The sequence below is a fragment of the Acetobacter malorum genome, from assembly GCF_002153605.1.
GTDB classification, from domain to species: Bacteria; Pseudomonadota; Alphaproteobacteria; order Acetobacterales; family Acetobacteraceae; genus Acetobacter; species Acetobacter malorum_A.
The window spans coordinates 18647-32642 of the sequence record NZ_JOPG01000030.1 but is presented as its reverse complement, the minus strand read 5'-3'; the positions used below and the strand labels follow the sequence as shown (position 1 = coordinate 32642).

At 57.6% G+C, this 13996-nt stretch carries 8 protein-coding genes; 5 read left to right on the top strand and 3 right to left on the bottom strand.

Features of this window, described 5'->3' with window-relative positions; all coding sequences use genetic code 11:
* Nucleotides 1-61 precede the first annotated feature (61 nt).
* Nucleotides 62-2203: a beta-galactosidase gene (locus HK23_RS12330; protein WP_256940187.1), complete on the bottom strand. Its 2142-nt coding sequence runs from the start codon at nt 2201-2203 to the stop codon at nt 62-64.
* Nucleotides 2204-2289: 86 nt separating this feature from the next.
* On the opposite strand from HK23_RS12330, the gene HK23_RS12325 reads away from it, so the two are divergent.
* The 3 genes from HK23_RS12325 (at nt 2290) to HK23_RS12310 (ending at nt 8476) form a co-directional block, all read left to right on the top strand.
* Nucleotides 2290-3285 carry a 4-hydroxyproline epimerase gene (locus tag HK23_RS12325; RefSeq protein WP_086654211.1) on the top strand — a complete coding sequence of 332 codons (996 nt, stop codon included), beginning with the start codon at nt 2290-2292 and terminating at the stop codon, nt 3283-3285.
* A gap of 395 nt (nt 3286-3680) precedes the next feature.
* Nucleotides 3681-6572: a TonB-dependent receptor domain-containing protein gene (locus HK23_RS12315; protein ID WP_256940186.1), complete on the top strand. Its 2892-nt coding sequence runs from the start codon at nt 3681-3683 to the stop codon at nt 6570-6572.
* A 98-nt stretch (nt 6573-6670) separates the two neighbouring features.
* Nucleotides 6671-8476 (top strand): DUF885 domain-containing protein, encoded by a 1806-nt coding sequence (locus tag HK23_RS12310; RefSeq protein WP_086654184.1) that lies wholly within the window; start codon nt 6671-6673, stop codon nt 8474-8476.
* A gap of 65 nt (nt 8477-8541) precedes the next feature.
* On the opposite strand, the gene HK23_RS12305 is transcribed toward HK23_RS12310, so the two are convergent.
* Both HK23_RS12305 and ggt read right to left on the bottom strand, forming a co-directional pair.
* On the bottom strand, nt 8542-9849 hold the full coding sequence (locus HK23_RS12305; protein WP_086654183.1) for an alpha/beta hydrolase: 1308 nt from the start codon (nt 9847-9849) through the stop codon (nt 8542-8544).
* Nucleotides 9850-9866: 17 nt separating this feature from the next.
* Complete coding sequence (gene ggt / locus HK23_RS12300) at nt 9867-11612, bottom strand: gamma-glutamyltransferase (protein WP_086654182.1); 1746 nt, start codon at nt 11610-11612, stop codon at nt 9867-9869.
* 135 nt (nt 11613-11747) lie between these two features.
* On the opposite strand from ggt, the gene HK23_RS12295 reads away from it, so the two are divergent.
* Together HK23_RS12295 and HK23_RS12290 are read left to right on the top strand one after the other, a co-directional pair.
* On the top strand, nt 11748-12653 hold the full coding sequence (locus HK23_RS12295) for a LysR family transcriptional regulator (protein ID WP_231888313.1): 906 nt from the start codon (nt 11748-11750) through the stop codon (nt 12651-12653).
* Nucleotides 12650-13918, top strand: a complete 1269-nt coding sequence (locus HK23_RS12290) for an MFS transporter (RefSeq protein WP_086654181.1) — start codon at nt 12650-12652, stop codon at nt 13916-13918. Before HK23_RS12295 ends, HK23_RS12290 begins: the two co-directional genes overlap by 4 nt.
* Nucleotides 13919-13996: the final 78 nt, after the last annotated feature.

Sequence of the window (13996 nt, the reverse complement as noted above, 5' to 3'; positions counted from 1 at the left end):
GACACGGAAAAAAGGCTTTCTTCCAGTTTCAGGAAGAAAGCCTTTTTTGTTTGCCTAAGCCTCAAGCAGGGTTTGGACGTGTTAGAACGCGAACCCCGTAGCCCGGCAGCGTGATTTGTCCGGAAGCGGACTGTTCGGGGGCCAGCAGATCCGTGCTGGCGAGAGGCTGCGGGAGAGTGAACGTAACCGGCGTTCTGGCATGGTTGATGAGCACCAGAACGCTATGGTCCTTGCCAGTGCGCAGGCAGGCCTCAATATCAGCAGGCAGATCAGCAAGCGGAGAGAGTGTGTCAGCCTCCTGAACCTGCTTTTTGATGTAGGCATCCAGCGTTGCGGCATCGGGGATTGTGCTCAGATAGGTGATTTTCCCTTTGCCAACCTGATGACTGACAGCAACGGGCTGCCCATCAAGCCAGCCATTGGAGGGGCCATAGCTGCCTTCCGTCTGAGTTGCTGGGTCTGTTGGCTCCAACGTTTCTGCCCAGAGAATGCCCGTGCCCTGTGTGTGCCCCAGAGAGAGGGGGACAGGCTGAACCAGCCCGTAAAACTGTGAGACATGCGCTCCCAGAAAAGGTGCCAGCGGGCCGGGCTGGAGGTGTGGATCAAGAGCGTTTTCAGCGTCTTTCATGCCGGAGCGTGGCCCCAGCAGCAGATGGCCACCTTGCCGCACCCAGTCCAGAAGGTGCTCAGCCGTCTCCTGCGGCAGTACATTCAGGCCGGGGGCGACAATGAGCTTGTAGGGAGCCAGATTTTGGCGTGGCGAGATAACATCGACCGTGCCGGCCTGATGACGCAGAGGGCCGTAAAAAGCTGTCAGCGCTTTGACCGGGTTAAAATCTTCCACCTGTTTCTGAAAGCTGATGGCCCAGCGTGAGGGCATATCATGCAACAGCGCGACCTGTGCGTGGGGGGACGTGCCCTGCAAAGCAGGCGCGGCTTTTTCAAACTCAGCGCCAAGTCTCTGGATTTCGGCATAAATGGGCGCGGGGTTACCGTCTGCGCCCGCAATAACACCGTGATATTGTTCCTGACCGTTCAGGGCGGCGCGCCATTGCCAGTATTCTACAGCATCGGCCCCGTGGCCTACAGCCTGCCATGCCAGAGCGCGGACCTCGCCTTTATCATGCGCCAGATTATTGGGCCGCCAGTTAACGAAGCCGGGGTCTGTTTCCGTGACCCAGAAATTCTTGTTCTTGTATCCGCGTGCCAGATCATGACGGGCGGCGTTGTCTGTCCAGTCTGTTTCATAATCATCCCACCCAACCAGATCGAGGGACTGGTGCAGGGTGTAGCCGTCAAACCCGTCAAACCAGCCCATGGTATTCGTGGTGATGAACTGGGAGGGGAGGGCGTGCTGGCGGATGGGAGCCGTCTGGTTACGGACGTAGCTCACCCATGTGTCGGTTACAAACTGCTTCCAGTTTAACAGCAGGGCCGGGTTTTCATCCGCATCATGCACCGGGATCTGGCCAAAATCGGAATAGGTTTGAGACCAGTAGCTGGTCCACCATTTCTGGTTCAGATTTTCGATGGTGCCGTATTTGTGCTGAAGCCATGTGTGGAAGGCTTTATGGGCTTCCGGGTCAAAGGAGGGTTCCGCCAGCTCGTTATCAATCTGCCAGCCGACAACAGCTGGGTTGTGGCCGTAGCGCACGGCCATACGTTCCGCCAGATCGTGCGTCAGGGCACGGTAGCGCGCGCTGATAAAAGAAAATTGCTGCCGGTTCCCGTGTTCATCCCGCACGCCGGTATTTGAGACGCGCAGGGTCTCTGGATATTTTTGCGTCAGCCAGGCTGGCGGGGCAGCGCTGGGGGTGCCTAGCAGGACTTTCATATGGTGTTTTGTCGCCAGTGTGATGGCGTGATCGAGCCAGTCCCAGTGCCACTCGCCTTCACGCGGTTCCATGCGGCTCCACGCAAATTCACCGATCCGCACCAGATGGATGTGGGCCGCTTCCATCAGGGCGAGGTCATGCTCCCAGACGTCTTCCGGCCATTGTTCCGGATACCAGGCCGCGCCCAGCAGGAGGGCTGGCGGTTCCGATGGTGCAGGTGCCGCAAAAGCGAGAGAAGACGTGCCAGCGCACAGGCCAAAACACAGCCCCGTTTGCCAGACGGACCGCCTGATACGGCGAAGTGTCTGGATGAAAGAGGGGGCGGGTGAGCCGGGACGGGGGATGGCTTTACGGGTCATATCGGTCATGATACGTATACGATAGACGAAAATCGCACCAAAAAGAAAGCCGGATCGTGCCTTTGCTGCACGCCGAAGCATGGATTTTAAAAGCAATGCGTCACACATTTTTCTGTATTGATGGTCATACTGCTGGCAATCCTGTCCGCCTGATTAGTGGCGGGGCTCCGCTGCTGCGGGGGAATTCCATGGGGGAGCGCCGTCAGGATTTTCTGGAACGGTTTGACTGGATCCGCACAGGCCTGTGTTTTGAACCCCGTGGGCATGACATGATGTCCGGCGGTTTTCTCTACCCCCCCACGCTGCCTGACACCGATGCCGGCATCCTGTTTATTGAAACCAGCGGATGCCTGCCCATGTGTGGGCATGGGACAATCGGGCTGGTGACGTTTGGGCTGGAACACGGTCTGCTCACGCCACGCACGCCCGGAAAACTGAAACTGGAAGTGCCGGCAGGGATTATTGATATCACCTACACGGAGGACAACGGCCGTGTGCGGAGTGTCGCGATCCGGAATGTGCCGGCTTATGTTGCGGCGACGGATATAAAGATTGATGTGCCGGGTCTTGGGCCGTTGGCCGTGGATGTGGCCTATGGCGGAAACTTCTACGCTATTGTTGAGCCGCAAGGCGCCTATGAAGGGCTGGATCAGCTTGGAGCCCGTCGTATTCTGGAATTAAGCCCGCTTGTGCGGGAACGGATGCGGGAGGCTGTTAGCCCGGTTCATCCGCTGGATAGTCGTATTCAGGGGGTAAGCCACGTTCTTTGGGTGGATAAAGGCGCAACCGCTACGCAGAGCCGTAACGCGGTCTTTTATGGAGACCATGCGATTGATCGCAGCCCCTGTGGCACCGGAACGTCTGCCCGGCTGGCACATCTGCACCATAAGGGGGCTCTGAAGGTAGGGGATACCTTCACGCATGAAAGTTACATCCACAGTGCGTTCAAAGGAACGGTCGCGGAAGAAACGACTTTGGGAGACTACAAGGCGATTGTCCCCGTTATTGAGGGGAGTGCGGTTTCGACCGGTTTCAACACGATCTGGATTGATGAAGAAGATCGATTCTGTCGTGGATTCCAGGTTTCCTGATTATGAAAGTCTCTGTGTGTTTCTAAAGGGATTTTAATCTTATAACGGTATCAAAATAAGTCAGCGATTGTGGATTTTAGGTGACAGGTTCAGCCTGTTGCAACAAGGCCCGATAGAAGCGTGCAGAGCTGAAAATTCTGCACGCTTTTTTCTGTTTAAAGAGAAATTTATAGAAATTTCAAAAAGATATTGGATGATCTTTTTGAAAGGCATGCCGTCAGATGAGCTTGTGGGGGGCGCCCCCGTTTAAATGGCGTAAAACCGGGCGCGCAACAGAATGCATCCCAAAACTAATTCCGTTTTGACAATGGTATACGATATCTGATAGCGATTTTGATGTCCTCACCACACGAGAGTTAGCGGATCACCGCTCAAGAATTAAGGAACGCTGAAGGATGTCGTATTTACCCCATCGCCTCACGCTCCTCGCTTTTTCGTCGTCATTGTCCCTGATCATCGGGTCCAGTGCCCATGCTCAGTCTGTGGCAGCTGCCGCAGAGGCGTCACCGCGCCAGGATCAATCCACTGCTGCGTCTGTGAAGAAGAAAAACGAGTCAGCCCGCGTTGTGCGTCGCACAGCGAAGAGTGCCGCAGCACAGCCGGAAGTGCTTACCGTAACCGGTTCTGCACTGTCTTCTGGTAAACATCAGGATCCCAACCCCGTTCAGATCATCAGCGCCAGAGACATCCAGCAAACCTCTGCTGTAACACTGGGTGATTATCTGCAGCGTCTGCCCTCCATGGGGTCCCAGGGCGCAAACAACACAACCACCAACGGTGGTCTGGGTATGTCCTGCCCGGACCTGCGTAACCTTGGCCCCAGCCGCGTGCTGGTGCTGGTCGATGGCAAGCGTCAGGTTGAAACCATGGGGCAGGGCAGCTCCTGCGTGGATCTGAACTCCATCCCGGTTGACCAGATTTCCTCTGTGGAAATTCTGAAAGACGGTGGGTCCGAACTCTATGGTGCGGACGCAGTTTCCGGCGTTATCAACATCAAGCTCAAGCATAACCTGACAACCGGCAGCATTCAGGTGCGCGGCGGGATCAGCAGCTATGGTGATGGGCAGTCTGGCAAGATTTCAGGCTTCAAAGGCTTTAATTTTGACCATGACCGCGGGAATATCAGCATCTTTGGTCAGTACATGACCACCAGCCCGATTTACCAGCGTGACCGCCAGTGGTCTCGCCTGCCGTGGAATGCGAACGTGGCACCGGGCGAGGCAATTCCGTACGGCAGTTCCGTTTCCACCGCGACGCGCGTGATGGTGCCGAATGCTGATGGCAGCACGACCAACCTGGTGGCCAACAGCTCGGGTAGTGGTTTCCATACGTTTGGCAATTCTGACCGTTATAACTTTGCGCGTGATGCTTCCATGACAAACTACCTGCAGAGCGGGAACCTGTCTGGAGACATGCATTACGATATCAGCAAGCATTTCCAGCTGTATGCCAACGTTCGGTACACCCACAAGGATGCCATGAACGAGATGGCACCAAACCCGCTTACCGGTTCGTCTTATCCCTCAAGCCTCAGCACATCCTGGATCCTGCCGGCCGGCAACCCTTACAATACGTGGGGGGAAGATGTGTCCCTGTATAAGCGGATGGCCGATATCGGGAACCGTGAATACAAGGAAGGTGTCGATACTTACCAGGTCATGGGCGGCATGAAGGGTGAGATTGTCGGTAACTGGCAGTACGATGCGTCCATGACGTATGGCTCGTCCGTTGCAACCATGACCACCAACAATATGACGAACTATCGCAATGCGATGAATGTTCTGGGCCAGCAGCAGGTTGATCCGTCTGACCCGAACAGTGCGGTGGTTTATAATCCTTCCGTCTGTACGTCGTCCCCCGGCTGTACGCTGATTAATCCGTTCGAGCCGCTCTCCCAGCAGGCAAGAAACTATATTGGCTACACCCAGAACGACCACAGCTACTACCAGATGCGTGACTTCAACTTCCGCGTCTTTAACAACAAGGTTGTGAAACTGCCGTATGAACATGGCGGCAATATCGGGATTGCAGGCGGTATTGAGCACCGGAGTGAGCAGGCAAGCTACACCCCGGATGCGCTTGCTGCTAACGGTGATCTTGGTGGTGGCGCGACCTATACGGGTGGTGGCTACAACGTGACGGAAGTGTATCTGGAAGGTAAAATTCCTTTGCTCCAGAACGCCTTTCTTGCGAAAGATCTGACGATTGACGCGCAGGGCCGGTATTCACACTACAACACGTTTGGCAGTGCCGAAAACTGGAAGGTGGGCATCAACTGGGCACCGGTGCAGGATATCCGCTTCCGCGCCACGCTGGGTACGTCCTTCCGTGCGCCGAATATGTCGGAACTGTTTGGCGGCCAGTCCATTTCCTACAATCCGGGCACGGACCCCTGTGCGCAGGCGTCCAGCTATGGAGCGGCCAGTGCGGCGGTGACGTCCAAATGTCTGACTCAGGGTGTGAACCCGGCAAACTTTGTGAACGTCAACACCGGGCAGATCCCGACGCTGACGGGCGGCAACCCGAACCTCCAGCCGGAAATTGGCCGGACTTACACAGTTGGCACAGTTATCACGCCGCGCTGGGTGCCGGGGCTGATGGCTTCTGTTGAATACTGGCACTACACCGTGCAGCATATGATCAACGTGCTGCCTGTGCAGTATGTGGCAGACCAGTGCTATACCGGGGCGGACCCGTCTTACTGTTCTCAGGTTGCGCAGCGTTCTACCGCTGGCCAGCTGACGCAGGTGAGCGATCTGTATGCCAACGTTGGCGGCCTGCGCACGAACGGCATCGACTTTGACCTGAGCTACCATATTCAGGTTACGCCGCAGGATTCCTTCACGCTGGAAAACAACTTCCAGCAGCTGGTGGGTTACCTGCAGCAGAACGAACCGAATGGCCAGTGGAACAACTATGCAGGCCGTCTGTTCTATCAAAGCGGTTACGGCATGCCGCGTGTGCGTGATTATGCAACGGTGACCTGGCACCATAACGACTTCAGCCTGCGTTACATGATGCACTACACCGGTGGGATGAAGTTTACCGATGGTTCAAGCGACCTGTCCTGCAAGACTTACGTTTACTGCAAGGTGCCGGGTATCTTCTCGCATGACATCACGGCCAGCTATCGTCTGGGCCGCTGGAACTTTGAAGGTGGCGTCAACAACATTCTGGATAAGAAGCCCCCGTTTGTGCCCGATGGCGGCACCAATACGGCTCTGGCGATGTATTCCGATGAGATTATTGGCCGCTATGTCTTCCTTCAGGCCGGTGTTCAGTTCTGATTTGTAATGAAGATCGGAACCACTTAAAAACATAAGACGACGTGATTATGCCTGGCCCCGTGCCAGGCATAATTGTTTGTATGATTTGCAGGGAGAAGATGACTGTGTTCCCACGATATCGTCTGGCAGGATTAGGGCTGGCCTGTGTGCTGGCCAGCGGCACGGCACTGGCTGCGCCAGCCCCGGAAAAAACGACGCAGGCCGCCCCGGCAGCACCCTCTGCCAGCACGGCTTTTGCGGCCCTGCTGGATGAGGAGTGGCAGTATCAGCTCCGGTCTTCCCCCGAGCTTGCAACCACCATCGGTGACTATCGCTACAACAAGCAGTGGACCGATTATTCTCTGGAGCAGATTGCAAGAGATAAAGTTACCACAGCATGGTTTCTTAAACGGTTTGAAGCAGTTGATCCCGCAACCCTGACAGGGCAGGAGCAGATCAGCCGTGCGATGATGATCCGTCAGCTTCAGGACAAGCTGGGCGGTATTGCGCTCAAAACCTATGAGCTGCCGATTGATCAGGTGCAGGGCGTGCAGCTGATGCTGCCGGGCTTTGTGTCCTCCATTCCGTTTGAAACAGCGGGACAGTATCAGGATTATCTCGACCGCCTGCATGCGCTGCCCACAGTGCTGGCGCAGTTGAAAGTTCTGGCGCAGCAGGGGATGAAGGACGGTCTGGTCCCGCCGCGCTATCTGCTTGAAAAAGTGGTGACGCAGCTTGAGCAGGTTGCAGAACCGGCGGGTGTTAAAAACGTCTTTGGCCAGCCGGTTGAAAGCTTCCCCAAGGGGATTTCTGCGGCGCAGCAGGCCCGTTTGAAACAGGCTATTCTGAAAGCCGTTGATACAGAAGTTCGGCCTGCCTTCGCCAGTTTTGCTCAGTTTGTAAAGACCGATTACGTGCCGCATGGCCGCGTGCATGAAGGCATCTGGTCTCTGCCGAATGGGGATGCCCTGTATCGCTATGCAATCCGGGTGCAGACAACCAGCCCCATGGCCCCGGAAGACATCCATCAGCTTGGCTTGCAGCAGGTGAGCAAGATTGAAGGTCAGATGACGGAGATTGCCCACAAGCTTGGGTTTGCCGATCTGGCCGCGCTGCGGGCGTCCGTGGAGCATGATCCGAAGCTGTATGCCAAATCTCGTGAAGAAATTCTGGAGAAATATCGCGGCTATATTGCGCAGATGTGGCCTGCCTTACCGCGCATTTTCAACAAGATCCCCAAGACGAAGCTGGAAGTGCGGTCGGTTGAGGCCTACCGCGAGGCGGATGCAGCCGGTGCCGAGTATCATCAGGGCACACCGGATGGGTCTCGTCCGGGGATCGTGTTCGTCAATACGGGGGATTACGACAAGCGCGATCTCTATACGATTGAAGACACGGCGTATCATGAAGGTGTGCCGGGGCATCACTTCCAGATTTCCCTGGCGCAGGACATGCCTCTGCCCGCGTTCCGCCAGCAGGGCGCTTACAATTCCTATGTGGAAGGCTGGGCACTTTATGCGGAAGGTCTGGGGAAAGAACTGGGCTTTTATCAGGATCTCTACAGCGACTATGGTCGCCTGAACGGCGCGCTGCTGCGGGCTGATCGTCTGGTTCTGGATACCGGTGTGCATTACAAGCACTGGACGCGGCAGCAGATGAGCGACTTCTTCCACGCGCATCCGCCCACCAGTGAGCCGGATATGCAGGCAGAAACAGACCGTTACGTTGCATGGCCGGGGCAGGCGCTGGGCTACATGCTAGGCCAGCAGACCATTCTGAAGCTGCGTGAAAAAGCCAAAACCGAACTGGGTGACAAGTTCGATATCAAGGCGTTCCATGATGTCATTCTGGGGAACGGTGCGATGCCGCTGGATCTGATGTCTGATCTGGTTGATCAGTGGATTGCAAAAATAAAAGCGGGTTAATATTTTAAGCGTTTTGAGAAGACAGCAAAAACGGCACAGGAGAGAGTCCTGTGCCGTTTTTTGTTTTAGTTATTCCACTTGATACCCGGCGTTGGCTCTTCTTCATGCCCGAGCGGCTTGAGTGTGCTGCACGTGCTTTTCGGTGCTTTGCCTTTCAGGAGGCCCAGAGCGAAAGGCACAGAGTCATTGGCAGAAGGGTTAACAGCCCCGTTATGAGTCAGGCCGTGATACTGCACCCATGTCACATGGGTTCCGGCATCACACATGGCGGCGACGGCATTATATTGCTGGCTGATGCCGGCTTCTCCATCGGCCAGACCGGTGCCGACCAAAACCGGCACGGAGAAATGTGCATTGGGAATGGTGAAGGCTTGAATATAGGCCGGATCTTCCGGTGCGACGCCTGCGGTGAACATGTTGGCTGTGGTGATGTCGTGACTGTCCGTGTAGCGGAAGAGATCTCCCAGACAGGACTGGCGTGCCTGACGAGAGAGGTCATGCCCTTTTTCTGTCATGCCCGTATCCATATCCTGACCGGGATGCAGGCTTTGCTTGGAGCCTTCATCCGTCAGAATTTCAAACCCTGCGGCCATATGGGGAGATTCTGTATTGCTACGGGGCATGGGCGGATGCTTCGGGTGCGCTGTGATCGCAAAGTCCGTCACAACCCCGGTAGCAACAACACCCAGAATATGCAGGTCCGGCGCATAGCGCGGGGCCATCCAGCCGGTGCCCAGAGCGGCACCACCGCCCTGAGACTGCCCGACCAGAACAATGCGGTTGCGCAGCTGGTCCGGATACTGTTTGAGCGCAGCCCGCAGTGCATTGAGCACGCTATACGCTTCGGGCTTGTACATCAGGTAAGGGTGCGGCCCCGGTGTGCCCAAGCCCTGATAATCGCTGGCGACAATGGCAAAGCCCGCACTCAGCCAGTGGTCCAGAAAGGCGCGGTCCCGCGAGAAATAGCCGCGCCATGAGGGCGCGCAGACATCCGCAATGCCTGTGGTGCCGTGTTCCCACGCAATGACCGGCCAGCCGCCTTTAGGCGGCGTGCCTTTGGGGAAAATGATCTGCCCGGACACGGAAACCGGCTCTTCTTTCCCCACACCGCTGATGGAGGTGTAGAGAATGCGCTCGGCGTGATCTGCATTGTCAGGGAGTTTAAGGCCCTGAATGGTTTCGGTGCGGATCATCCGGCCGGCTTCTGCCGGCACTGTGGCGGGGGGCTGATAAAAGGTGCTGACGCCGCCGTCACCCAGCGGGCGATCCGGCACCGGTGGCGGGGCAGGCGGTGTTGCCGGGGGCGGAGCCGCGCAGGCTGCCAGCGTGACGAGCGTTGAGGCACACAGGATAGTACGGAATGAGCGGGTCATGACAGTCTCCTGTAAAATCAGTGGCCGACGGCAACGCCATCGCGGTGCGGATCGCCCCAGCCTTCCAGACCGGAGGGGCCGCGCGTAATACCCTGCACGGCAGCATTCATGACTGCACTTTTGGGGTTATGCCCCATTTTGCGCAGGGCCGGGGCAAGGGCTGCGGCGGCGGTGCCGTGTTCCAGCTCTTCCGCTCGGTTTTGTGCGCCGATGCGGGGCTGTTCAATGGCAGTGCGAATGTTCTGACCCCATGCCAGATAGCCAACCAGTGACTGCACGACGGAATCAATAATTCGGGCGCCACCGCCTGCGCCGATAATGACTTCGGGCGTGTTATCCGCGCCAAAGACAATGGTGGGAGCCATCGTCGTAATAGGCCGTTTGCCCGGCGCAATGGCATTGGCGACGCGCTGACCATCCACAACCGGATGGGTGGCGAAGTTGGTAATGGCATCATTCAGCACCATGCCGTCCACCACAATATCCGCCCCGAAGTTCAGGTTGATGGTGGTGGTGAAGGACAGCGCATTGCCAAAGCTGTCATGAATGGACAGGTGCGTGGTGGCCGGCACGGTCATAGCGTCGGAGGCCGGGAGAGAGGCCTGATCTGCCGGGATGACGCCGGGGGAGACTTTAGGCGCGGCGGTGGTCTCATCAATCTGGCGCGCGCGGCTTTCCAGATAGTCCGGGCTCAGGAGGTAAGATGTTGCGACCGGCACAAAATCGGGGTCAGCGGCGTATTTCCGGCGGTCAGCTTCGGCCAGACGGGAGGCTTCCAGCAGCAGATGCGCGGCTTGCACACTGCCGGGCGTGTAACGGCCAATCTGCATCCGGTCGAGCAGGGCCAGTTGTTGCAGCACAGCGAGGCCACCGGCCACTGGCGGCGCGGCTGTGCAGATGCGGCGGCCAAAGGCATGAATGCAAAGTGGGGCGCGTTCCCGCACTTTATAGGCGGCAAAATCCGCCGGGGTGATGTGGCCGGGGTATGGCCCCTGCGCCACAGCCTGTGCAATGCGGTTGGCGTTTTCCGGGGCGTAGAAGCTTTCTGCCCCGTTTTGGGCGATGCGGGTAAGGGTGTCCGCCAATGCCGTATTATGCAGAAGCGTGCCCTGTGGCAGGGGGCGCTGGCTGGCGTCAAAATAGGCCGCAAAATCCGGTAGCTTTGCAAGGTCCGGTCGTTCCGTCAGTACCAGATGCAGGTAGCCCGGCATGGGGAAGCCGTTGCGGGCTGTGGCAATGGCCTGTGTGAACAGGTCGGCCCAGGGAAGTTTGCCATACCGTTTGTGGAGCAGGGCGAGGGTGCGCAGCGTGCCCGGCACCGCCACAACGCGCCCGGTGCGTTCCAGCACGGCATGGGGGATCTGCTTGCCCTGTGCATCTTTGGTGTAATCATCCGGGACAGAGGCCGGGGCGCTTGCCAGACCGTCATAAAAGCTCAGCTGGCCTGTCTGCTTTTCCCAGAAGAGCACTGCGGAGCCGCCGCCCAGACCGGAGGCCTGTGGTTCCACCACCGCCAGCATCATCTGCCCGGCAATGGCGGCATCCACTGCATTGCCGCCGCGTGCGAGGATGTCGGACGCAACGTTGGAGGCCATCGGGTTGGCCGTGGCGGCCATATAGCTTTGAGCCATAACGGGTGCTTTTTGTGGTGGCTGGGTCGCGCAGGCGGAGAGCAGCAGGGCCGAAGCGCCAAGCATGGCTTTAAGGCCAGCGCGCTTGCGGGGAGACAGGGGAAGGGCTCGGTGATCTGTTTTAATGCTCATCCTGAAACAAGAACCTTTGCTGCACCGCACGAAAATATCTCTGGGAAAAAGGTTACGGTCTTTAATCAAAACAATAAACGTGCTGATTATGGGAAGATTAGAAACCCAGGGTGCGGAATGAACGTCTTTCAGGCAATGACGACCTTTGTCGCGGTGGTGGAAACCGGCAGCATGGCTGCGGCGGCTGAGCGATGCAGCATGTCCTCCACTATGGTGGGCAATTACATTCGTCTGCTGGAAGAGCGGGTCGGGGCCAGTCTGCTGCGGCGTACGACGCGGCGGCAGAGTCTGACACCCTTTGGTGCGGTCTATTTTGAGAAGTGTCGTGAAATTATTGCGATGCTGGAGGAAACAGACCGGATGGCGCAGGCCGCCCAAACTGTGCCGGGCGGCAAGCTGCGTATTACAGCACCGGTGACGTATGGGACGGAAAGCCTCACGCCCCGGATGGTGGACTATCTGCAACAGCACCCCACTGTGGATGTGGAAGTGGTGCTGACGGAACGCAGCGTGGATCTGACGGAAGAAAAATTTGATGCTGCTATCCGTCTTGGCCTGCCAGGGCCATCCACGCTGATCTGCCGGCGGCTGGGCGATTACCAGATGACGCTGTGTGCGGCCCCGGACTATCTGGAACGGCGGGGAGAACCTTTTACGCCTGCGCAGCTTCAGGCGCATGATGCGTTGTCTTTCCCTTATCCGGCCAGTTCTCCCATGCACTGGGCGGGGCGGGAATGGCAGCTTGAAGGACCGAAAGGGAAGGTTGTGGTGGAAATTCTGCGCACACGGGCCGTCATGAATAACACGCAGGCGTTGCGGAAAGCTGTTCTGGCCGGGATGGGCCTTGCCATGTTGCCAGCGGATCTTGTGCGAGAGGATTTGCGGGCCGGGAGGCTGAAGGCCGTTTTGCCGGAATACCGTCTGCCGTCACGGCCAGTTTATCTTTTGTATCATAAGGACCGCTTCAGCTCGCCCACGCTGCGCTCGTTCATCAACTTTGTGGTCAGCGCTCTGGGCGGCGTTGCGACGCAGGCCCGATGACGGCATCCCTGTCTGCCTCACAGCGCAAGCGGTATATTCTGACGGCGATTATCGGCAATGTTGTCGAATATTATGATCTGGTCATTTATTCGTACTTTTCTGCCTTTATCGCCCGGACGTTTTTCCCCGCAGATTTGCGCTTTTCCCAGATCGCGCTGGCCCTTGCCACGTTCGGCCTTTCGCTGCTGGCGCGGCCAGTGGGGGCGTATGTCCTTGGGGGGTATGCGGACAGAAACGGCCGCCTGCCAGGGCTGACGGTCTGTATGGCCCTGATGGCGACAGGCAGTGCGCTGATTGCTTTTTGCCCTGGCTATGCCGTGCTGGGCTCGCTTGCTCCGGGCCTGATTGTGCTGGGGCGTCTGCTACAGGGCTTTTCTCTGGGCGGCGAGTTTGGGGTGGCAACGTCCTTCCTGATTGAGCAATCTCCGCATCAGGAAGCCAAGCGGGCGAGCTGGCAGGCTATTGGCCAGATTCTGGCGTCTCTCTGCGCCTGTAGCGTCGTGCTGACGCTTGGTGGGCTGTTGAGCGAGCAGGCTTATGCCGCCTATGGGTTCCGCATTGCGGCGGTTCTTGGCTCATGCGGCGGGCTGGTGGGGCTGGCGCTCCGGGCGTCTCTTGGCCCGCGAGAAGTGGCACCGCAGGCTGTTGTGGCCCCAAAGCCTGTCAGCACGGAGCGCTATACCGGCCTGCGGATCATGCTGGTTATGGGCATGGTCAGCCTTGGGAGTGGCATTACCTATCTGGGGTTCTATATGCCCCATTTTGCGCAGAGCGTTTTTCATGTCTCGCCCCGCCAGACTTACTGGGCGGCCTTTGCGACCTATGCCGGGCAACTGCTGCTTACTCCGGTGCGCTGGCGGCTGGCATCGTATTTTGACCGCACAAAGCGCATTTATCCCATGCTGTGTTCCTGCGCCGGGCTGGTTCTGCTGCCAGCCCTCATGGCCGGATGGATGCCGTGGACACCGGTGATGGTGATGCTGTGTCCGCTGCTGCTGAACGTGCTAGGGCTGTTCTATTTTGCATCGCTGGACGGGTATATGGGCCTGCTGTTTGGCAAGGCGCACCGGGGGCGTGGCCTGTCCGTAGGCTATTCTCTGGGAGTGGCGACTTTCGGGGGGCTGGCTCCTCTGGTCAATGGCGCAATCATCCAGTTTTCCGGGTACCAGAGTGCGCCACTTTATTACGTTATGTTCACAGCATGCCTTGCAGCGCTGGCAGTCAGGCTGGGGGTCCGTTTCCTGAAAGAGCGAGAGTCTGCCTGATCTCCGGGGTGCTGAGGCGGCAGGAAAAGATGTCTCAAAACCGTCATTATCAAGCTCAGATTTATAATGTCGCCACGA

What these genes read in the sequence shown, in the direction of transcription:
- HK23_RS12305 (WP_086654183.1), bottom strand. Translation starts at nt 9,849, where the DNA reads ATGACCCGCTCATTCCGTACTATCCTGTGTGCCTCAACGCTCGTCACG.
- HK23_RS12330 (WP_256940187.1), bottom strand. Translation starts at nt 2,203, where the DNA reads ATGACCGATATGACCCGTAAAGCCATCCCCCGTCCCGGCTCACCCGCC.
- HK23_RS12310 (WP_086654184.1), top strand. Translation starts at nt 6,671, where the DNA reads ATGACTGTGTTCCCACGATATCGTCTGGCAGGATTAGGGCTGGCCTGT.
- HK23_RS12295 (WP_231888313.1), top strand. Translation starts at nt 11,748, where the DNA reads ATGACGACCTTTGTCGCGGTGGTGGAAACCGGCAGCATGGCTGCGGCG.
- ggt (WP_086654182.1), bottom strand. Translation starts at nt 11,612, where the DNA reads ATGAGCATTAAAACAGATCACCGAGCCCTTCCCCTGTCTCCCCGCAAG.
- HK23_RS12325 (WP_086654211.1), top strand. Translation starts at nt 2,290, where the DNA reads ATGCGTCACACATTTTTCTGTATTGATGGTCATACTGCTGGCAATCCT.
- HK23_RS12315 (WP_256940186.1), top strand. Translation starts at nt 3,681, where the DNA reads ATGTCGTATTTACCCCATCGCCTCACGCTCCTCGCTTTTTCGTCGTCA.
- HK23_RS12290 (WP_086654181.1), top strand. Translation starts at nt 12,650, where the DNA reads ATGACGGCATCCCTGTCTGCCTCACAGCGCAAGCGGTATATTCTGACG.